At 58.2% G+C, this 18,839-nt stretch carries 23 protein-coding genes; 12 read left to right on the top strand and 11 right to left on the bottom strand.

Going from position 1 to position 18,839, the window contains the following annotated elements; all coding sequences use genetic code 11:
• Window positions 1-80: 80 nt before the first annotated feature.
• Both ACI3K0_RS07315 and ACI3K0_RS07310 read right to left on the bottom strand, forming a co-directional pair.
• Window positions 81-749, bottom strand: coding sequence for a hemolysin III family protein (locus ACI3K0_RS07315; RefSeq protein ID WP_404945183.1), 669 nt, complete (start codon window positions 747-749; stop codon window positions 81-83).
• 137 nt (window positions 750-886) lie between these two features.
• Window positions 887-1,297 carry a universal stress protein gene (locus ACI3K0_RS07310; protein ID WP_148143942.1) on the bottom strand — a complete coding sequence of 137 codons (411 nt, stop codon included), beginning with the start codon at window positions 1,295-1,297 and terminating at the stop codon, window positions 887-889.
• A 205-nt stretch (window positions 1,298-1,502) separates the two neighbouring features.
• Between ACI3K0_RS07310 and ACI3K0_RS07305 the strand changes: the two genes are divergently transcribed.
• Together ACI3K0_RS07305 and ACI3K0_RS07300 are read left to right on the top strand one after the other, a co-directional pair.
• Window positions 1,503-2,369 (top strand): VOC family protein, encoded by an 867-nt coding sequence (locus ACI3K0_RS07305; RefSeq protein WP_404945182.1) that lies wholly within the window; start codon window positions 1,503-1,505, stop codon window positions 2,367-2,369.
• A 117-nt stretch (window positions 2,370-2,486) separates the two neighbouring features.
• Complete coding sequence (locus tag ACI3K0_RS07300) at window positions 2,487-3,653, top strand: AI-2E family transporter (RefSeq protein WP_206824419.1); 1,167 nt, start codon at window positions 2,487-2,489, stop codon at window positions 3,651-3,653.
• A gap of 46 nt (window positions 3,654-3,699) precedes the next feature.
• Here the strand turns inward: ACI3K0_RS07300 and ACI3K0_RS07295 are convergent, their stop codons facing one another.
• Window positions 3,700-4,086 (bottom strand): DUF930 domain-containing protein, encoded by a 387-nt coding sequence (locus ACI3K0_RS07295; protein WP_404945181.1) that lies wholly within the window; start codon window positions 4,084-4,086, stop codon window positions 3,700-3,702.
• A 239-nt stretch (window positions 4,087-4,325) separates the two neighbouring features.
• Here ACI3K0_RS07295 and ACI3K0_RS07290 point away from each other — a divergent pair, with 239 nt between their 5' ends.
• Both ACI3K0_RS07290 and ACI3K0_RS07285 read left to right on the top strand, forming a co-directional pair.
• The gene (locus ACI3K0_RS07290; RefSeq protein ID WP_183822740.1) at window positions 4,326-6,434 is read left to right on the top strand and encodes a S9 family peptidase; all 2,109 of its coding nucleotides are present in this window, start codon (window positions 4,326-4,328) and stop codon (window positions 6,432-6,434) included.
• Between the two features lie 377 nt (window positions 6,435-6,811).
• Complete coding sequence (locus tag ACI3K0_RS07285; RefSeq protein WP_404945180.1) at window positions 6,812-7,072, top strand: hypothetical protein; 261 nt, start codon at window positions 6,812-6,814, stop codon at window positions 7,070-7,072.
• Window positions 7,073-7,163: 91 nt separating this feature from the next.
• Here the strand turns inward: ACI3K0_RS07285 and dmeF are convergent, their stop codons facing one another.
• Both dmeF and dmeR read right to left on the bottom strand, forming a co-directional pair.
• Complete coding sequence (gene dmeF, locus ACI3K0_RS07280; RefSeq protein WP_404945179.1) at window positions 7,164-8,144, bottom strand: CDF family Co(II)/Ni(II) efflux transporter DmeF; 981 nt, start codon at window positions 8,142-8,144, stop codon at window positions 7,164-7,166.
• Between the two features lie 61 nt (window positions 8,145-8,205).
• Window positions 8,206-8,478 (bottom strand): Ni(II)/Co(II)-sensing transcriptional repressor DmeR, encoded by a 273-nt coding sequence (gene dmeR / locus ACI3K0_RS07275; protein ID WP_148143949.1) that lies wholly within the window; start codon window positions 8,476-8,478, stop codon window positions 8,206-8,208.
• Window positions 8,479-8,625: 147 nt separating this feature from the next.
• On the opposite strand from dmeR, the gene ACI3K0_RS07270 reads away from it, so the two are divergent.
• From ACI3K0_RS07270 to ACI3K0_RS07255, 4 genes are all read left to right on the top strand, one after another.
• Window positions 8,626-9,150, top strand: a complete 525-nt coding sequence (locus tag ACI3K0_RS07270; RefSeq protein WP_404945178.1) for a hypothetical protein — start codon at window positions 8,626-8,628, stop codon at window positions 9,148-9,150.
• A 105-nt stretch (window positions 9,151-9,255) separates the two neighbouring features.
• Window positions 9,256-9,672 (top strand): helix-turn-helix domain-containing protein, encoded by a 417-nt coding sequence (locus tag ACI3K0_RS07265; RefSeq protein WP_404945177.1) that lies wholly within the window; start codon window positions 9,256-9,258, stop codon window positions 9,670-9,672.
• Window positions 9,673-9,807: 135 nt separating this feature from the next.
• Window positions 9,808-10,386, top strand: coding sequence for a GNAT family N-acetyltransferase (locus ACI3K0_RS07260; protein WP_404945176.1), 579 nt, complete (start codon window positions 9,808-9,810; stop codon window positions 10,384-10,386).
• 41 nt (window positions 10,387-10,427) lie between these two features.
• Complete coding sequence (locus ACI3K0_RS07255; RefSeq protein WP_404945175.1) at window positions 10,428-10,997, top strand: type 1 glutamine amidotransferase family protein; 570 nt, start codon at window positions 10,428-10,430, stop codon at window positions 10,995-10,997.
• A 12-nt stretch (window positions 10,998-11,009) separates the two neighbouring features.
• On the opposite strand, the gene ACI3K0_RS07250 is transcribed toward ACI3K0_RS07255, so the two are convergent.
• The 3 genes from ACI3K0_RS07250 to ACI3K0_RS07240 all read right to left on the bottom strand — a co-directional run bounded on the left by ACI3K0_RS07250 (window position 11,010) and on the right by ACI3K0_RS07240 (window position 13,245).
• Window positions 11,010-11,921 (bottom strand): c-type cytochrome, encoded by a 912-nt coding sequence (locus tag ACI3K0_RS07250; RefSeq protein ID WP_404945174.1) that lies wholly within the window; start codon window positions 11,919-11,921, stop codon window positions 11,010-11,012.
• Window positions 11,922-12,004: 83 nt separating this feature from the next.
• A complete protein-coding gene (locus tag ACI3K0_RS07245) occupies window positions 12,005-12,445 on the bottom strand; it encodes a c-type cytochrome (RefSeq protein WP_404945173.1) in 441 nt (146 codons plus the stop codon).
• 161 nt (window positions 12,446-12,606) lie between these two features.
• Entirely contained in the window at window positions 12,607-13,245 is a 639-nt protein-coding gene (locus tag ACI3K0_RS07240; RefSeq protein ID WP_183822760.1) for a LysE family translocator, read from the bottom strand.
• A gap of 131 nt (window positions 13,246-13,376) precedes the next feature.
• On the opposite strand from ACI3K0_RS07240, the gene ACI3K0_RS07235 reads away from it, so the two are divergent.
• Entirely contained in the window at window positions 13,377-14,066 is a 690-nt protein-coding gene (locus ACI3K0_RS07235; RefSeq protein ID WP_404945172.1) for a helix-turn-helix transcriptional regulator, read from the top strand.
• A 57-nt stretch (window positions 14,067-14,123) separates the two neighbouring features.
• Here the strand turns inward: ACI3K0_RS07235 and ACI3K0_RS07230 are convergent, their stop codons facing one another.
• Entirely contained in the window at window positions 14,124-14,714 is a 591-nt protein-coding gene (locus ACI3K0_RS07230; RefSeq protein ID WP_148143958.1) for a cytochrome b, read from the bottom strand.
• 381 nt (window positions 14,715-15,095) lie between these two features.
• Window positions 15,096-15,938 (bottom strand): metallophosphoesterase, encoded by an 843-nt coding sequence (locus ACI3K0_RS07225; RefSeq protein ID WP_183822764.1) that lies wholly within the window; start codon window positions 15,936-15,938, stop codon window positions 15,096-15,098.
• A 267-nt stretch (window positions 15,939-16,205) separates the two neighbouring features.
• Here ACI3K0_RS07225 and ACI3K0_RS07220 point away from each other — a divergent pair, with 267 nt between their 5' ends.
• Window positions 16,206-16,820: a L,D-transpeptidase gene (locus tag ACI3K0_RS07220; RefSeq protein ID WP_394353640.1), complete on the top strand. Its 615-nt coding sequence runs from the start codon at window positions 16,206-16,208 to the stop codon at window positions 16,818-16,820.
• Between the two features lie 93 nt (window positions 16,821-16,913).
• Here ACI3K0_RS07220 and ACI3K0_RS07215 read toward each other — a convergent pair whose 3' ends face one another.
• Window positions 16,914-17,516 (bottom strand): superoxide dismutase, encoded by a 603-nt coding sequence (locus ACI3K0_RS07215; RefSeq protein WP_183822766.1) that lies wholly within the window; start codon window positions 17,514-17,516, stop codon window positions 16,914-16,916.
• Window positions 17,517-17,779: 263 nt separating this feature from the next.
• On the opposite strand from ACI3K0_RS07215, the gene ACI3K0_RS07210 reads away from it, so the two are divergent.
• Window positions 17,780-18,103 carry a hypothetical protein gene (locus tag ACI3K0_RS07210; RefSeq protein WP_183822768.1) on the top strand — a complete coding sequence of 108 codons (324 nt, stop codon included), beginning with the start codon at window positions 17,780-17,782 and terminating at the stop codon, window positions 18,101-18,103.
• 105 nt (window positions 18,104-18,208) lie between these two features.
• On the top strand, window positions 18,209-18,832 hold the full coding sequence (locus ACI3K0_RS07205; RefSeq protein ID WP_183822770.1) for a hypothetical protein: 624 nt from the start codon (window positions 18,209-18,211) through the stop codon (window positions 18,830-18,832).
• The last annotated feature ends 7 nt before the right edge of the window (window positions 18,833-18,839 follow it).

Genomic DNA, 18,839 nt, shown 5'->3' with positions numbered 1-18,839 from the left:
TTGTCCACTATATTACAATTTCATCCACCTTAGCAGACGGCATCTATCTGTCGAGGGCTGTCAGCGACAGGGCTCACTGTTCAGATGCTGCCGGTCAGGCTGAAACAGGTCATCACGGCACCATAATGGACCGCGGCGGCGGCAACGACAAAGCCGTGCCAGATTGCGTTCTGAAAACGCAACTTTTCCCAGACATGGAAGATGACGCCGAGCGAGTAGATCAGCCCGCCGATGACGATCAGAAGTGTGGTGACCGTCGGGAGATATTGCGAGACCTCTTCCATCACCACCACACCGCTCCAGCCCATTGCAAGGTAAAGCAGAATGGCGAGCCTGTCGTAGCGGCCGGGGAAGAGGCATTTCAGCGATACGCCGACGATGGCGGTGATCCATATGGCCGCCAGCATTGCGGCAATCCAGGTATCGTGAGCCGCACCGCGCTGCAGGAAAGGCGTGTAGGTGGCGGCAATCAGGATGAAGATCGCCGAATGATCAAGCCGGCGCAGTATCCATTTGGTGCGCGAATGCGGCCAGATATTGTAGGTGAAAGAGACCGACAGGCAGAGGATCAGCCCCAGCCCATAGATCCAGGCTGCGGCGAGTTCGCCATAGCTCGACCAGACGGTGGCATAAAAGATCAGGGCTGTGGCACCAACGAGGGCAAAAACTATCCCGATCCCGTGGACAATACCGTCCGCGATGACCTCGTGCAGATCGTAACGCCGTCCGAAGTTGAAGAGTTCACTCATTCCAAAAGCCGTCTCCGTCCGACGACAGAATGCTTGGCGTCGCCGGTTAAGGCAAGACTTGTGAGGCGAGTACCGCCTCACATTCGGTTTAAAGCCGTAAGATCGGAGTATCCGTCTATCCGTGCGACGTCATGATTTCAGCGGTCGATCAGCACCGAGCATTTTGCGTGGCGGACGACGCGGTCGGCAGTGGCGCCGATAATGTAGTTGCTGAGATCGGGAACATGCGAGGCAACGATGATGAGATCGGCCTTTGCGTCTTCGGCGGCGGCCAGTATTTCGCGCGCCGGCGCGCCCTGGCGGATTTCGATATCGGCCTTGACTCCGGCCGTGTTGCGAAGTTCGGTCAGTTCTGTTTCAGCCCGCTTGCGGGCATCGACGAGCATGTCGATGGACAGATCCGACACGACATAGGCCGGCAGTTCCTCGACGACGTTGATCATCAGAATGCGGCCACCTGCAGCAGACAGCTGTGCGGCCTGCTTCAATATACGTTCAGCCTTTTCCGCCTGGGCTATATCGACTGCTACAAGGATCGTTTTGTACATTTCAATCTCCTTCAACTGTCCAGCATTTTTGCCCAGCTTACACCTACCGCCTTGATTCGCATCAAGCTTCATTGTTCACCTTTTAAGAACGAAGCTTCTCTCATTTTTCGACTTTCGTGAACGATGAGAATGGGCGATATTTCGGCATCGCGGCTTTGCCGCCGCAGACGTCTGCGGCGATGCAAACTCGCCCCGGAGAGTATCAATGAGCAATTCTTCTGAAGCAGCTTTCGCCCTGACACGCCCGGCTCATGTGGACCGCGCGCATCTGGTGGTTACCGATCTCGATACCACATCGAAATTCTATCAAGAGATCATCGGCCTGTCGGTGTTGGAAAAGAGTGCCAGCGGCGTGCTGCTTGGCGCCCATGGCCTGCCTCTGTTGCAGCTTACGACCGACAGCACTGTTACTCGCGCACCGCGCCAGGCTGCAGGTCTTTTTCACACCGCGTTTCTGATGCCGAACCGTCTGGAACTTGCCCACTGGCTGGCGAATGCGGCGCACAAGGGCGTGCAGCTCGACGGCGCGTCGGACCATCTGGTCTCGGAAGCACTCTATCTGTCGGATCCGGAAGGCAACGGTATCGAGATCTATCGTGACCGCACGCCGGATGAATGGACCTATTTTCCGGATGGAACGGTGCAGATGGCAACCGACCGGCTGAACCTCCAGGCGCTTTACGACTCGGCGCCAAAGAGCGACTGGAACGGCATGGCACCGGGCACATCCGTTGGTCATATCCACCTGCAGGTCGGCGACATTCCGCAAGCGGACGCATTTTATCGCGACGTGCTGGGGTTGAAAATCATGGCGCGCTATCCGGGTGCGAGCTTCTTTGCCACCGGCGGCTACCACCATCATATCGCGGCCAATATCTGGAACAGCCGGGGCGCTCAGCCACGCCAAGACAACATGACCGGCCTTTCCGATTACACGGTGCGCTTCAACGACAAGGAAGCACTTTCCAAGGCACTCGCAGCGCTAAAAACCCAGGAAATCTCAACGACGAAGACAGCCGAAGGACATGCGCTGAAAGACCCGTGGGGTATCGGCCTGACGTTGGCAGCTTAAGGCCTCCAGTATCGACCTGTTTGGCAGGATTACCAGAAAGCTAATAAACACTCGGCGCTCCGGAACCGGAGTGCCGTTTTTGCGTTTTGTCGCAGGCTCGGGGCACTCAGGAAACACATGACAACGACCAGCGCGCGCGGCAGCGGCAAGCCGAAGAAGCATTTCGTAGATTTTTCGTCGCGTCGGCGCGAGGCATTCGCTGTCGTCGAGGAAGAAGATCTGAGCTCGGCCGAGGATGTCCCGCTGGGACGTGACGCACTCAATGTGGCCATGGCCTGGGCCGTGATCGGCATATTTGCGATCATCTTCTTTGCCATCCTTCATTATATGGCGCTGATCCTCATCCCCATCACACTTGCAGTCGTGGTGGGACTGATCCTCGGGCTTGTGGCAGACAAGCTCGGCCGGGCGGGCGTGCCGCGTTTCGGCATTGCCGTAATCCTGTCGACCCTTGTGTTTCTCGTACTGTTCGTGATCGCCAATGCGCTGGCGGAACCGGTTGCAACGCTCATGCGGGAGGGGCCGACATTCGTCGAACGCTCCTACGATCGCCTCATGCCTTTTCTGGAACGTCAGCACTGGCTGAACATCTCGCCGGCTAGGTTCCAGACCGGTACGATGTCGATGGACAAGCTGTTGGAAAACTCCACCAACATTCTGGGCGTGGTAACGGCCAGCCTGACGCCTGCGATCATTCAGGGGATGATCTTCTTTGCTGCGCTGCTGCTGTTCCTTTATGGACGTCTGAGGCTTCGCAGAACCGTGATCATGGCGTTTCCCAACCGCCGACAGCGTCTGATCACAATCCGGATACTGAACTCGATCGATGAGGTTCTGGGCTATTATTTCGCGACAGCCAGCGTGATGTATTTCTGCCTCGGCATCGTAATGACGATAATCGCCTGGCTGTGCGGACTGAGCATGCCAGTGCTGTGGGGCATGTTCGCGTTTCTCTCAAGCTTCATCCCGTTCCTCGGGATCACGCTGATGACGATCTCGGTGGCGATTGCCGGCATTCTCACCCATGACGCCATTCTCCTGGCGCTGCTGCCGGCCTTCCTGTTTTTCACCGTGCATCTCGCGATGGAAAACCTGATCTTTCCGGCGGTGATGGGGCGTCAGTGGGAGATCAATCCCTTCGTCGTCTTCCTCGCCATCCTGTTCTGGACCTGGATGTGGGGAGCTGTCGGCGCGATGCTGGCACTGCCACTTTCGCTGATCCTCATGACGGTGCTGGCGGAACTGTTTCCCGAGCGTAAGGCAACGCCAAACCTGCCGGGTTGAGGCTGGAGAAGCACCGCAGCATTATCGATGCTGCGGCGACACAGGATCAGTCGTAGAGGTAATATTTGTCCCAAAGGTCACGGGTAACCTTGGAGCCGATCGTATAGTCGAAGGACATGATCTTCAGGCCGGCCTCACCGGTTTCGCATTTGAACTTGAGGCGGTACCAATCCCCCGCGCTGCGGAAGACGGCGCCTGGTGCCTTCAGTTTGTTTCCGTCCTCGATCGTATCGGAAAAGGTGTAGGCGATGACCTTGTCGGGGCGGAATTCGCCGGTTTTGCGAATCTGGTCCATCGCTTCCATGTCGCAACGCTGCTCGCGACGTTCATCGGGGTCCAGAGCGTTCAATTGCCTGGTAACGCGCGTATCCAGCGCATGTGCCGCAGACGCGGAAAACAGGACAAGAGCCATCACCGACAGCTGTTTCTTCATGTGATCCCTACTCATATCGACTTGGATGGCGCGGAAACTAGGAGACGTGCAGTCAATTGACCACCAACCAAGGCGCGAAATACCATGATGTGAACAGACGAGGTGGTGAGCGGAGAAAAATGGCTGAACAGGTGCTTTCGGATGCAAAGAAGAAGTAACGCGCGGCGTCATCACTGCTTGCCTCTCAGGCGCCCACAACCTATCTCTGGCACTCCTTCCTTTCATACCGGAGTGCTCCCTTGGCCCCCTCCCCTAAATCGCCTTTCGCCAATCTCCCTACAGCGCCTGTAGCGCCCAAGAAGCCGGTCAGCGACACGCGTCACGGAATTACCCGTTCGGACGATTATGCCTGGCTGCGGGCCGACAACTGGCAGGCGATGTTCAAGGATCCGTCGATCCTCGACCCTGAAATCCGCAAGCATCTGGAAGCCGAAAACAGCTATATGGAAGCAGCACTCGGCGATACGGAAGAGCTGCAGAAAACCCTGTTTTCCGAAATGCGCGGCCGCATCAAGGAAGACGACAGTTCGGTGCCGACGAAGGACGGACCTTACGCCTATGGTTCCCTGTTCGTGACCGGCGGCGAGCAGCCGCATTATTTCCGCACGCCGCGTGACGGCGGCGACAAGCAGACGCTTTTCGACGGTGACAAGGAAGCGGCGGGCAAGGATTATTTCCGGCTGGCCGGCATGGACCACTCGACCGATCATAGCCACGGCATCTGGGGTTATGACGACAAGGGGTCGGAATATTTCACCCTGCGCATCCGCAATCTTGAAACCGGCGTGGACCTCGATGACGTGATCGAGAACACTGCTGGCGACGGCGTGTGGGCGCCCGATGGCAAGAGCTTCTTCTACACGCTGCAGGACGAGAACCATCGCCCGTCGAAAGTCTTCCACCATATCGTCGGTGAGCCGCAGTCTTCCGATCGGCTGGTGTTCGAGGAGACTGATCCAGGCTTCTTCATGGGTGTCGGAGGCTCGCTGCTCGACGACTTCATCTATATCGACATCCACGACCACGAGACGTCCGAATACCGGCTGATCCCGACTTCCGATCTGACTGCCGAGCCGAAGCTGGTGGCGGAGCGCGAAGAGGGCATCGAATATTCGATGACCGAGGGCGGCGACGTTTTCTACATCATGACCAATGATGGCGACGCCAAGGATTTCAAAATCGTCGAGGCGCCGATTTCCGCTCCCGGCAAGGAGAACTGGAAGCCCGTCGTGCCGCATGAACCGGGCCGGCTGATCATCTCGCACATGGCCTATGCACGCCATCTGATCTGGCTGCAGCGCAAGGACGGTCTGCCGCAGATCGTCATCCGTGACCGGCGGACGGGCGAAGAACATGCGATCGCCTTCGATGAGGAAGCCTATTCGCTCGGTCTTTCGGGCGCAGCCGAATACGATTCCGATATGATCCGGTTCTCCTATTCGTCGATGACCACGCCAACCCAGCTCTATGACTACGACATGGTGACGCGCGAACGGGTGCTGCTGAAGACCCAGGAAGTGCCATCGGGGCATAACCCGGATGATTACGTCACCCGCAGGGTGATGGCACGGGCGCATGACGGCGAACTGGTGCCGGTCTCACTGCTCTACAAAAAGGGGACGCCACTCGACGGTTCGTCGCCCTGCCTGCTCTACGGTTATGGCGCCTATGGCATAACCATCCCGGCGTCGTTCTCGACCAATGCGCTTTCGCTTGCAGACCGCGGCATCGTCTATGCCATCGCCCATATCCGTGGCGGCAAGGACAAAGGCTTCGCCTGGTACGAAAACGGCAAGATGGAGAACAAGCAGAACACCTTTAAAGACTTCATCGCGGCGGCCGACCATCTGGTTGCGACCGGCTTTACCTCGTATGACCGGATCATTGCCGAGGGCGGCTCCGCCGGCGGCATGCTGATGGGCGCGGTTGCCAACATGGCGCCGGAAAAATTCGCCGGCATCATCGCCGCAGTGCCCTTCGTCGATGTGTTGAACACTATGCTCGACGACACGCTGCCGCTCACTCCACCGGAATGGCCGGAATGGGGCAACCCGATCGAGTCCGAGGAGGAATATCGCTGGATCGCGGCCTATTCGCCTTACGACAACGTCACGGCGCAAGCCTATCCGCCGATCCTAGCGATTTCCGGACTGACCGACCCGCGCGTGACCTATTGGGAACCGACCAAGTGGGTGGCCAAGCTGCGCGAGCATACGTCCGGGACGGCGCCGATCCTGCTCAAAACGAATATGGCGGCCGGCCATGGCGGCAAGTCGGGCCGTTTCCAGAGGCTTGAAGAAATCGCGTTCGAATATGCATTCGCGATCAAGGTGGCGGGCAAGATGTAAGCGAATACGGGTACCCACCTTAACCGGATAATTGACAATCGGGCCAGCATCTTGCTGGCCCGAATTGCAATGGGGCCTCGCCTTGCATGATTCTTCAGACCATGCCGCCCCACACTGACGGAGAGGCGGAAAAACGGTGCGCTGATAATCAGGGCGCGCCGTAACAGTTAAATTCCAGACATGGGTTCATATTTTCCTGGCGGCGGCGAAGCTGAGCGAAATCGCGCAAGCTTGCGCTTTTACAGGCGTTTTACCGGTTCGAACAAGCATGTTTCAGCCTGTCAAGCCCTCTTCAGTCCCCACATCAGCCCGACGCAAGCTTCGCGCAAGGTTCCAGCGTTAACCCTTCGTTAACTAACTGGACGTGGACCAAAGCGATGAAGATCGATAGCGGCCTGAGTGGCTATCAATATCCGAACCGAACCGTTGAAGTGGAGCGCACGGCTGAGGAAGCGCCTCAAGCTACCGCCGTTTCGTCGACACGTTTCGCGGATGCCTTGACCGGCAGCAGCACGCAGCTTTCCAGCTCGCTTGCAAGCGCGCTCTGGACAATGGACGCGGAAGACGCCGGCCCAAGCTTTAGTGCGGCCGCAGCACCGCAAGCCTGGGTGCAGAACCTCTACCAGGAATTTGCCTGACGGGCATTGCAACACCAGATACAAAAAAGGCCCGAACCGGATCCGGTTTCGGGCCTTTCTTTTTTGGTCTGCCGGAACCTGGTTGAGGCAATCAACCGAGAGCGGTTACCTCCACAGTCACATGCGACAGGCCGGGGATGGATTTCAGCTTTTCCTTATAGGACGCAGGCGCCTTGGGAACTGTCGTCGCGACTGAAACGATCGCTGCATTGTGCCCAGGACCAAGCTGCCAGACATGCAGATCCATGACCGTATCATCGGGCGTTTCCATGACCTTCCTGATCCTGACCGCCAGATCCCCGTCATCCGGCTGCGCATCGAGCAGCACGCGGGACGTGGCGCGGAGAAGCCCGAAGGACCAGCGCGCTATGACAATGCCGCCAACGATGCCCATGATCGGATCAAGCGCATTCCAGCCATAGAGCCGACCGAGGATAAGTGCGGCGATTGCCAGTACCGAGGTCAGCGCATCAGCGAGAACATGGAGATAGGCGGCGCGAAGATTGTTATCTTCGGTGCCAACATGCGCGTGATGACCAGAATGAGCGTGATCGCCATGATGACCGGCGTGACTATGGCTGCCATGATGTCCATGGTGGCCGCCGTGATGATGATCGTGGTCATCGCGCAGCAGCCAGGCGCTGAGCAAGTTTACGGCCAGGCCGATGGCGGCCACGAAGATCGCCTGATCGAAATCGATCGCCACCGGATTTGCCAGGCGCACGAAGCTTTCCCAGGCGATGAACAGCGCCACCAGCGCCAGCACCACAGCACTGGCGAAACCGGCGAGATCACCCAGCTTGCCGGTACCGAAGGTGTAACGCGGGTTCTTCGCATTGCGCCTTGCATACATATAGGCCAGCGCCGAGATCAACATGGCTCCGGCATGGGTGGACATGTGCCAGCCATCGGCCGTCAACGCCATAGACCCGAAGATCGAGCCGGCGACGATTTCCGCTACCATCATCGAGGCGGTCAGCGCAATGACCAGCCAGACCTTACGCTCGTTGCGCTCATGATCCGCGCCGAGAAACACGTGTTCATGCTTCAGACTATCGATACTGCTTGCCATGACAGGCTCCATTTCCAAACATCAACGGCCGAAGCCGCATTCAAACTGTGAGCGGCCGTTCTCACCGAATGTAGGTACGCAGGACATCGGCGAGTTCGGCGGCCGCCTTGTCCCGCTCGGCATCGTTTTCGGCATGCACCACGTGCTCGTGCAAATGGCCCTCTATGACCTCGCCGGTCAGGCCGGCCAGCGCACCGCGGATAGAAGCCAGAAGCTGCAGGACGTCGCCGCAGGGCGCCTCCGCCTCCAGCGCGCGCTCGACGGCTTCCATCTGCCCCTTCATACGGCGCACGCGCGCCAGGAGTTTTGCCTTGTCTCGAACGGTGTGCGACACGTCTCACCTCAAATATAGTGTAGGGGGGTATACTATCATAAGATCACAAAGGTGCAATCTACCATTGAGCCACCTTGCCGCAGGTCAGCTCTAGCCCCGAGCAAGCCCCGCTTTCTAAGCCTTAGTCAGAAAGTTGAGGAGACAACCATGATCGTTACATCAAGTTCGAGTTCCAGTGCCTATGCAGGCTACACCGACAGGTCCGCGAAGAATGGGACCGACATGTTCGTGCTGGATGAGAATCGGCAGCAGGGAAGTGGCAGCAACAGTCAGGGCAATGCCTTGACCGGCAGCGACACATCGTTCAGCGCCAAGCTGGCAGCCATGTTCCTGGTGCCTGAAAGGCCAGAAGCAGAGACAGCCAAGGATGCGAGCGAAACGGGAACCGAAAAGAGCGCCTACAGCCAATACGAACAGGAATTCATGGATCTTGCCGACAAGACGCTCGCTGAACGGATCCGAGAACAGTACCTGAAGGATAACGACCTGACCGAAGATGATGTCAATGCGATGTCGCCCGAGGACCGCAAAGCGGTAGAAGACGATATCCGCAATGCAATTCTCGAGGCGATGGGCGTCAACGAGGACAAGCAGGCCATAGCGGTCACCATCAACGTCCCGAATGCAACCGACTTCGTTGCGAAAAACGCGGAAGACGAGACACAGTTGTAACGGCACAGGTTGCGACCCGACCGTTTCAGATCCGGTGTACAAAACCTTGAACAGCAAGGGATCGCCGATTAGATATCTCCAGAGACTATAGGTTTGGAGTGTTTCATGCTGTCGATTGGCGATCTTTCAAGACGGACCGGCGTAAAGGTTCCGACTATCCGCTATTACGAGCAGATGGGCCTGCTTGCCGCGGCGGAACGATCCGAGGGCAACCAGCGACGTTATGAGCGGCAGGATCTCGAGCGGCTCGCCTTCATCCGCCATGCGCGCGACCTGGGGCTCGACATTTCCGCCATCCGCGAGTTGATTGCACTCAGCCAGCATCCGCACCAGCCCTGCGGCAATGCCGACCGGATCGCCAGCGATCACCTGAAAAGCGTGCGCGACAAGATCGAGAAACTGAAGAAGCTGGAACAGGAGCTGGCACGCATCGTCTCGCATTGCGACGGCGATCACGCAATCGAGGACTGCTACGTGATCCGCTCGCTTTCAGATCACGGACTTTGCGACAGTGAGCATTGAGGCTTCTTCTCGATCAGGACACCCTTGACAAGTTTTTCGGACAGGCGCATGAGAGCTGCCATGATCAATACGCGCCTGACCACCGCCGCAACGTATTTTTGGGCCTACCTGTAAAGGGCGGCTCGACAGATCATCATGTCAACAAGCCGCCGTCAGGCGGCTTTGTTGTTTCAGACGGCACCTGACGGCACCACAAGATCAAAGGATGCCGAAATGCCGCAAGTTCTTCTCGAAGACAGCGAAATATCCCTTCCCCGCCCAGCTGTGCTGACCATCCGTCATGCCAAGCGCCACGACCTGCCCGAACTCAACGGGATGATCGCGGCACTTGCAGCGCATCACCATGATGCCTCTGCCATGACGCCCGATATTCTCGAACGCGACCTGTTCGGCGATCGGCCATGGATCACCGTGCTTGTGGCCGATACCGGTTCGGAACTGATCGGATACGCCATTCTCGTGCCGCTCTACCGCGCCCAGGAAGGCACCCGCGGCATGGACCTGCATCATCTCTTCGTGCGCGACGGCCAGCGTGGGCACGGCATCGGCCAGCATCTGGTGGCGCGCGCCCGCGACATCGCCAAAGGCGCCGGCTGCGGTTACCTCTCCGTCAGCGCCACGACGGGCAATTCGGCCGCTCACCGTTTCTACGAACATCTGGAATTCAAGCCGCGGCCGGTGACCGGCATGCGCTATACACAGGCGCTCACCTGAGCGCGCAATCCGACCCTTGGCGGCCTTGAAAGGACCGAAAGATGACAGCGATCGTGGTAGCGCTCACACCGGAATTCGCCGATTGGGAATGCGCGCTGCTGATGGCGGTGGCACGCAGCTATCTCGGAGTGACAGTGAAGACTGCGACAGGTGATGGCAGTCCCGTGACTTCGATGGGCGGACTGAACGTGACACCCGACCTTTCTTTCGCGCAGGTAAGGCCGGAAGATTTCGATGCGCTCGTGGTGCCCGGCGGACTCGCCTGGGAAAACAAGCGCGTGCCCGCAGACCTGCATGATCTTGTGCGGTCATTCCGAGACAAGAACAAGATGGCGGCCGGCATTTGCGCTGCCGCCAGCATGCTGGCCGGCGCCGGCGTGTTGAACGACGTGAAGCATACCGGCAACCGGGTTGCCTCGCATCAGGAATACCCGGGCTATAGTGGCGAAAAGCTTTATGTGGACGGCCCGAAGGCGGTGTCTGCCGATGGCGTGGTGACAGCTGCTGGAACCGCACCCTTCACATTCACGGTCGAAATCCTGAAAGGTCTCGGACTGTGGGATGCGACGGCGCAAGAGGAATTATTGCCGTTTTCCGCCGAGCATAGGTAATATTCGAGACCATCAAGGCGCTGGCACGGCTTTCAGATAGGCCGCAATGGCTTCCAGGTCGCTTTTCGGCAGATGAGCCATGTTCTTCTGGACTTCGACCATCGCGCCACCAGCGGAATCGTATTCCGGGGTAAAGCCAGTTTCGAGGTAATTGACGATATCGGCTTCGCTCCACGAGCCGATCGGGCCTGACGGGGTGATGCCGGGCACTTTGCCCTCGCCTTCCGGATTGGGACCGCCGGCGAGCCATTTGCCTGACTCGAAGCCGCCAAGGGCGTTGCGCGGCGTATGGCATTCGCCGCAATGTCCCGGGCCTTCGACGAGATACTGGCCGCGACGGATCTTTTCGTCGGCTGACGCGAGTTCAACCCGGGGTGCCTCGCTGAAATAGAGGAGCTTCCAGCCGCCGACCGCCATGCGGATATTGAACGGGAAGCCCAGCTCATGCGGCCGGGCAACATTGGAGCTTGCCGGCAGGGTCTTCAGATAGGCAAAGAGATCGCCGATATCCTTCGGCGACATGCGCGCATAGGAGCCATAGGGGAAAGACGGATAGAGATGCTCGCCATTCGGCCCGACGCCGCGGGTCATGGCATTGCCGAACTGAGCCAGCGTCCAGCCGCCGATACCGACATTAGGATCGGGAGAAATATTGGGAATATGGAAGGTGCCGAACGGGCTTGGCAGCGCCCTCCCGCCGGACATGACCTTCAGCGCATCGCCTTCGGCCCCGGTTGCAGCATGGCAGCTGGCGCATCCGCCGGCCCAGAACAACTGCTCGCCATGGGCCAGATCCGGCGTGCCGGCATTCGCCCAGAAGCTTTCCGGATGCGGCTCAGGTTTTGTCAGCGCCCATGCGGTGACCGCTCCCAAACCTATTACCGCGACGCCAGCCGCCGCTATCTTCGACCAGGTCGAGGCCATGGCAAGTCTCCGGACATCCGTTCTTCAGGTTCATGAAGCGGATCAGCGCAGCCGAGACTGCGCCGATCCCTCAACCGGTTCGCTTATCGCTTCAGGCGGTAAGTCTGATGGCAGGTACCGCAATTGGCACCGAGCGTCTGCACCGCCTGCTGCACGCCGGCCTGATCCGCAGGCATGGAGGCGAGAAGCGTATCGGCATCGCTGGCGAGCTTCATGGACTTTGCCTTGAAGTCATCCATGTTGTCCCAGATTGCCGGGGCAGCTGCAGAATTGACTTCGGAACCGGCCGGGAAGTGATCCGGGAAGACCTTCATGTCGGTGCTAATCGTCGTCAGAGCGGCCTTGACCGCCTCCGCATCATAAGGCTTTTCACCCTTGGCGATAGCGCCAAGCGCGCCCACGGAGGCGCCGACCTGCTTCATCATCTGCTCGCGCTTGGCGACAGGATTGTCCTGAGCGACGGCTGCAGCCGCCAAGCCAAGACAGAGTGCGGCAGTGGTGATGGCGGTCATCCTGATCTTCATGAAGAAGTCTCCTCGTTATGCGGCAAGACAGCCGGCAATTGCGCGAGGATATTGGACCGGCTTATCCGTTTGAAAGAAATCACGTTCCTGTCAGGATTGCGGAATGCTGTGGACCCTGCATTGAACACAGTGTTCACAAATACAGCACAGTGACAGACAGATTACAGCTGCCGATGCAGTGCTTCCCATAAAGCAAGGGCGGCGATCAGCAACAAGATCCCGCCACAGCAGCGGCCGATCCATACTGTGCCTGTGCGATTTCCGACGAGCATGTTTCTTGCCCGACCGGCCGCGACAGCGATTGCGCCATAAACAGCCAGCTGGGTTGCCGCGGTCATCGCGGCCATGACGAGGGCCTGCGGCGCGAGCGGACCGAATTCGGGCTTGAGAAACTGCGGATAGACGGCCAGCATGAACATATAGGCCTTGGGGTTGATGAGACAGGTAATGGCGCCACGACGAAAGGCCTCCCAATTGCTTTTCGTATCGGCACGCCCGACATCATCGACGACGATAGCGCTTCTGATCAGGGTGAACCCGATCCAGGCCATATAGAGCGCGCCGACCAGCATCAGCGGCGTAAACAGGACGGGCAGGAGTTTTGCCAGCAGGCCAACGCCTAGGGCGCCATAGGCAGAATGGACCAGGCCACCCAGCATCATGCCTGCTGTGGCGGCCAGCCCTGCCGCCCGGCCACGGGCAAGCGAATTCGCCAGGACGAATATCATATCCATGCCCGGCAGGATGATGATACCGAAGAGAAGGGTGAAGAAGAGCCAGAGGTTTTCGCCGTAACTCATGTCAGTTGTCGCGCCATCCCGTTTTTGAAAATTCGCCGGTTACCCTTGTTTTTCAGGCCGGTAGGAGGCGCTATAAGCCAGTGCAACTGACAGCGTTCTGTCAGTTGAATCGATGATGACGGAGAAATCTGATGCGCAAGGCGTCGCGGCTGTTCGAGATCATCCAGATCCTGAGGCCGGCTAGAAAGCCGGTGACGGCGGCGGCAATCGCCGCGCAACTGGAAGTCACGATACGGTCGATTTACCGGGACATTGCAGCGCTTCAGGCCATGCGTGTGCCGATAGAAGGCGAGCGCGGCATCGGCTATATCTTGAGGCCCGGCTTCACGCTGCCGCCGCTGATGCTGTCGATCGAGGAAACCGAGGCAATCGTGCTGGCTCTGGCGCTTCTCGACCGCACCGGAGATACCGAGTTGAGACGCGCCGCCAAGCGGGTGAACCGCAAGATCGCAGCGGTCGTTCCTGAGCCGCTTGCCCGAACATTTTCGGCAGATGCACTGCATGCCTGGGGAACGATTGCCCCTGCCCCGGACGCGGTGGATCTGGCCCTTGTGCGCCGTGCGATCCGTGACGAGCAGAAGCTGCTGATCGATTATCGTGACGAGCCGGGCAATCTGACGAATCGGGCGATCCGGCCGATTGCACTCATCTACTATTCGCAAACTGCCAACATCGTCGCCTGGTGCGAATTGCGCAACGCGATCCGCAATTTTCGTGCGGACCGCGTGACGCATTGCGAAGCGAGGGACGATTTCTTTCCGGGGCAAGGCGACCGGTTACGCCAGGTCTGGATCGACGGATGGCAGCAACCGATCGCCTGATACCCGAATGCATGGGGCGTTTTGGCACCTCTCATGCATCCGGTGCCGCATTAAGGCTCAGTCTTTTTTCGGCAGCATGGCGGTCAGCGTTTCGTCCTTGTCGATGAAGTGGTGCTTCAGCGCGAAGGCGGCATGGCCGGCGACGACGAGGCCCAGCGCCCAGGAGAGGTAGAAATGGGCAGAGACGAGATAGGGCGTCAGTTCCGGGTTCTTTCCGCCGAGGCCGGGAATGGTGAAGAGACCGGCAACCGGGATTGCATAACCGGCAGAAGAACTGTTCCACCAGCCGGAAACAGGCACTGCGACCATCAGGAAGTAGAGGGCGAAGTGGCCGAGATGGGTGGCCGTCTTCATGATTGCCGGCATGTCCGTCAGTTCAGGCGGGCGGTTATAGGCGCGCCAGATGATACGCCCGACGATGAGGAAAAGCGTCGTGGTGGCGATCGATTTGTGCAGGGTAATGGCCCAGATCTTCTGTGCCGTCTCGCCGTCGCTGACACCGTAATGCAGCATGGCGCCGCCGTAATATCCCACGCCCCAGGCGACCACGATGATGGCCGCCATAAGCCAGTGAAGAAATTTTGAGGTTGCATTGAAATTCCGCGATCCGGGTCGCGTCAGGGTTCCCGTGTCTGTTGTGCTGGCCATGTCGTTTCGCTCGTTCCCAGTTGAATACACTCGCGAAGACGGCCCGAACATTTCCTGCGGAAAATCAATAAATAGGTTTTGGATGGTTCTTCAAATCAGTTCAAAAATTGACAAATAACATAAGTCATTCGGGCCGTTACTTGCGATTGTGAGGAAACAGATCGAAGTCAGTTTATCCAAGTACACAGAGTGTCGCAGAACGCGCGAAGATATCCCTCGTTACCTCAACGAGAGGCAGGGAAAACCGGCTTAAACCGTTTCCAATGAAAGGCTTTCTGTTTTGACTGCGTCTGTGGCGCCATCTTCAATCGCGGCGCTTTGCCTCACCCAGGGTTGAGCCGGCAATTCACCGAGAGGCGTTTCCGCCTCAGCCGGAATTACTCAGAGAGCCAAGCTGCGGTTTTCCTCGCGGCCGTAGCCGATCACCTCGATACGGTCCTTGTAGACCTCGACGACGGCAAAGGTGTTTTCCGTCTCGGTATCGACCATGCCCTTGAAATTGACATACCAGGTGGAGCCAGTGCGTCCGAGATTGCCGACATGGTTATGGCCATTCAGATAGGCGATGACGTTGCCCGAGCGCTCGAACAATTCGGTAACCCGCTCGCCATTCCAGAGATTATGCGGGTTCTCGGGATAGAGCGGATAGTGCCCCATGACGATGACCGCCTCGCCGCGTTCTCGCGCGTCGGCAAGCATCTGGTCCAGCCAGGCGAACTGCCCATCGCCGATGCCGCCATTCCACGGCATGGCATTGATGGCGCCGGCAGCTTCCAGTGCGGCCAGACGACTGCGTGCCTCGGCGTGACGCGCATGCCCTTCCGGAGTGGAGAACAGGCTCACCTCATTGCCGTCGATGACTACGAAGCGGATGCCGCCGCGCAAGAAATGATGCCAGGGGGCAGGCATGCCGAGACGCGCATGAACCTCTGTCAGCCGCTGCGGCGCAATGGAAAAATCGTGGTTGCCGGGAAGCAGGATGCTCTCGTGGCGCAGCCCTTCATAGACGGAAAGAATAGGGTCAAAGCTTTCCCAGTCGCGATCAATCAGATCCCCGAGCGTCGCGACGAAAGCGAGATCCTCGCCGTTCAGCGTATCGATCGCGTCCGCCAGCTTCTTCGGGCTGTTGCGGTAATACCGGTCGTATTCCAGCCTCGGTTCGACATCTGCATACTGGGGATCGGCGATGACGCCGAAGCGGAGAAGAGTTTTTTCAGAAGACATGGCGCGCAGTTAGGCTCGATCTGTGACAGAGGTGTGACGGACGGCATGCAGATTGGCTGCTCACCCGCGATAAAGACGACGTGAACATAATCGTCGGCATTGTGATCCGGTCTCGCGGTCATTGCGGGTAAGAGGAACTGCATGCGCGTCATCGCGAAGATACGCTCTTTTGCCTGATTATTCCGGAAGAACGATTTGCCAGCAATCACCCGCCGAACCCTTCTCATCGCAACTCCCCTGTTTGTGGCAGGATGCGCAACATCAGCGGTGCAGCCCATCGCCCTCAAGCCGTCCGTCGACCCTCACTATACGGCCATGTATGCCGCGATCGAGGGGGAGCAGTTTCCGATCAAGGCCGCGGACCTGAAACGCGTCGATCCGCAATATTATCGCCGCGAGGTGGCCTATCCGACGCGCGAACGACCCGGAACGATCGTCGTCGACACTAGAAACCGGTACCTCTACCTCGTTCAGGAAAACGGCCAGGCGTTGCGTTATGGCATTGGCGTCGGCAAGGCCGGACTGGAATTCGAAGGCGTCGGCAGGGTTCAATACAAGCGCCAGTGGCCGCGCTGGACGCCGACACAGGACATGATTGCCCGCGAGCCGGAACGTTACGGTCCGCTTGCCGCCGGCATGGAGCCGGGCGTGCTCAATCCGCTTGGGCCGCGCGCGCTCTATCTTTTCAAAGACGGTCGCGACACGCTCTACCGCATTCACGGCACGACGGAGGACTGGACGATCGGCAAGGCAGTTTCGAGCGGTTGTATTCGCCTGCTCAACCAGGACATCGTCGACCTTTATCGCCGCGTTCCAGATGGCACCCGCGTCGTCGTTCTGCAGGATGGTCCACGAGAAGGCTTCATGCCCGAAGCCGTCTAGAAACGGCAGTGAGGGGAAACCTTCCAAACACAAAAGAAAACACCCGGCGCCGCGAGACGCCGGGTGTTTTCCGATGACTGAAACGGCTGAAGCTTACTTGGAAGCGGCTTCGTACATTTCCAGCACGTAATCCCAGTTGATCAGGCTGTCGACGAAGGCTTCGAGATACTTCGGACGGGCGTTGCGGTAGTCGATGTAATAGGAGTGTTCCCATACGTCGACGCCGAGGATCGGGGATGCGCCGTGAACCAGCGGGTTTTCGCCGTTCGCGGTCTTGGAAATGGCAAGCTTGCCGTCCTTGACCGAAAGCCAAGCCCAGCCGGAGCCGAACTGCGTGGTGCCGGCTGCGATGAAATCAGCCTTGAACTTGTCGTAGCCGCCGAGATCGCTGTCGATTGCAGCCTGCAGCTTGCCGGGCAGCTTGTTACCGCCGCCGTCCTTCTTCATCCACTTCCAGAAATGGATGTGGTTGTAGTGCTGGGCAGCATTGTTGAAGAGACCCTGGTTGGTGCCGAAGGACTTCTTGACGACTTCCTCGACCGAAAGGTCGGCAAGGCCAGCTTCCGCTGCGAGCTTGTTGCCGTTGTCGACATAGGCCTTGTGGTGCTTGTCGTGGTGATATTCGAGCGTCTCCTTCGACATGAAGGGAACGAGCGCTTCGTAATCATAGGGAAGTGCGGGAAGTTCGAAGGCCATTGGTCTACTCCTTTTAGGCAAAACCTTGGGTAATCGTCGTGCGGGAACATAGGAGCGGACCGGAGAAGAGGCAACGCCCCGATGCCAAAATTATGGCAAAAATCAAAGATGCAGCGCAGCAGCTTTGCTTGGTAACGCCATGTCGTGGAACATCGTTCCAGCGATCCGGAAATTGCTCCGCCAATACCTGAATTTAGCGGCGCGTCACAGGACTGCCGCCAATCGGTGGCAATCGGAACATTCCAAAAGGAGGATTTGATTCGATGACAATCACGACCGCGCCGTTTGCCGCGCTGAGCATCTTTCTCATCACCGGCAGTGTTGCTCATGCATCCACGGATGATGCCTGGGCAAAGTTCCAGACGGATGTTTCCAGAGCCTGCGTAAAGGCTTCCAAGGGACTGATCGAAAAAGGCAATACAGTCGTTGATCCCTATGGCAGCCAACATTACGGGATGGCCGTCGTGACCGGGAAGGCTGTCGGTGCGAAAACCAGGATCAGCACCATCTGCGTCTACGACAAGCAGAAAAAAACGGCCGAAATCGGCGGTGAGATCAGTGCAGAAAAGCTGGCGGTGAAGCCGTAAGCCAAAATGCGATCAACAATCAGCTTCGCGCAGGATTGCATTTCTATGGTTGGTCATTGTTTGCGTTTCCGTTTGCGATTTTGACATTTGACCGATGAGAGCAATGTGATCACCAACGATATTCCAGCAGTTCCGCAATTTTTGATGCGCGAAACCGATCATCATATTCTTCAGGCCATGGTGACCGATGAATTGGACAGGCGAGCTTCCGATATCGCCTGTCTGGACGATGCAAATGATACGGCTACACCCTTGCCCGCCCTCGACCTCTCTTCGGTCGATCTGTTCGTGCCGGATACCACTGAGGTTTCCGACACGACAGACAAGGCGGGTTCGCCCCCGATTGCGCTCAATGCGACCGCTGCCGCATCTGGAAGCGGGTATTCTACAAGCGAACTAATCCTCTTCCGCACGCTTACCGGCTATCGCCTGGATACGCATACACCGATATGGCGGGCTGTGGACGATAACGGGAACCGCGTCTCAACGGCCGATCGGCTTTTCACTACATTGGCTGAAGAAGCCTTTCGTTTTGCCGACAGGCAGCGGCGTCTGGACGGCTCGGCTCAACGAAATCTGGCGATCGAGGATCTTGCCCTGACGCTATCGGCGATCCGGCGTGCAGCAAGCTCCATCGGGTCCCGGGGACTGATCGCATTCGAACGATTGGAAACGGCAATCATGAGGGTGAAGGAAGAGAACAGCGCACATACATTTGGCGCCTCCTGAACCATCT

Origin of the sequence: Rhizobium sp. ZW T2_16, from assembly GCF_044987325.1 — a bacterium.
Lineage (GTDB): Bacteria > Pseudomonadota > Alphaproteobacteria > Rhizobiales > Rhizobiaceae > Neorhizobium > Neorhizobium cellulosilyticum.
Note: the sequence above shows the minus strand (reverse complement) of the source record. Positions and strands in the feature narration are given on the sequence as shown.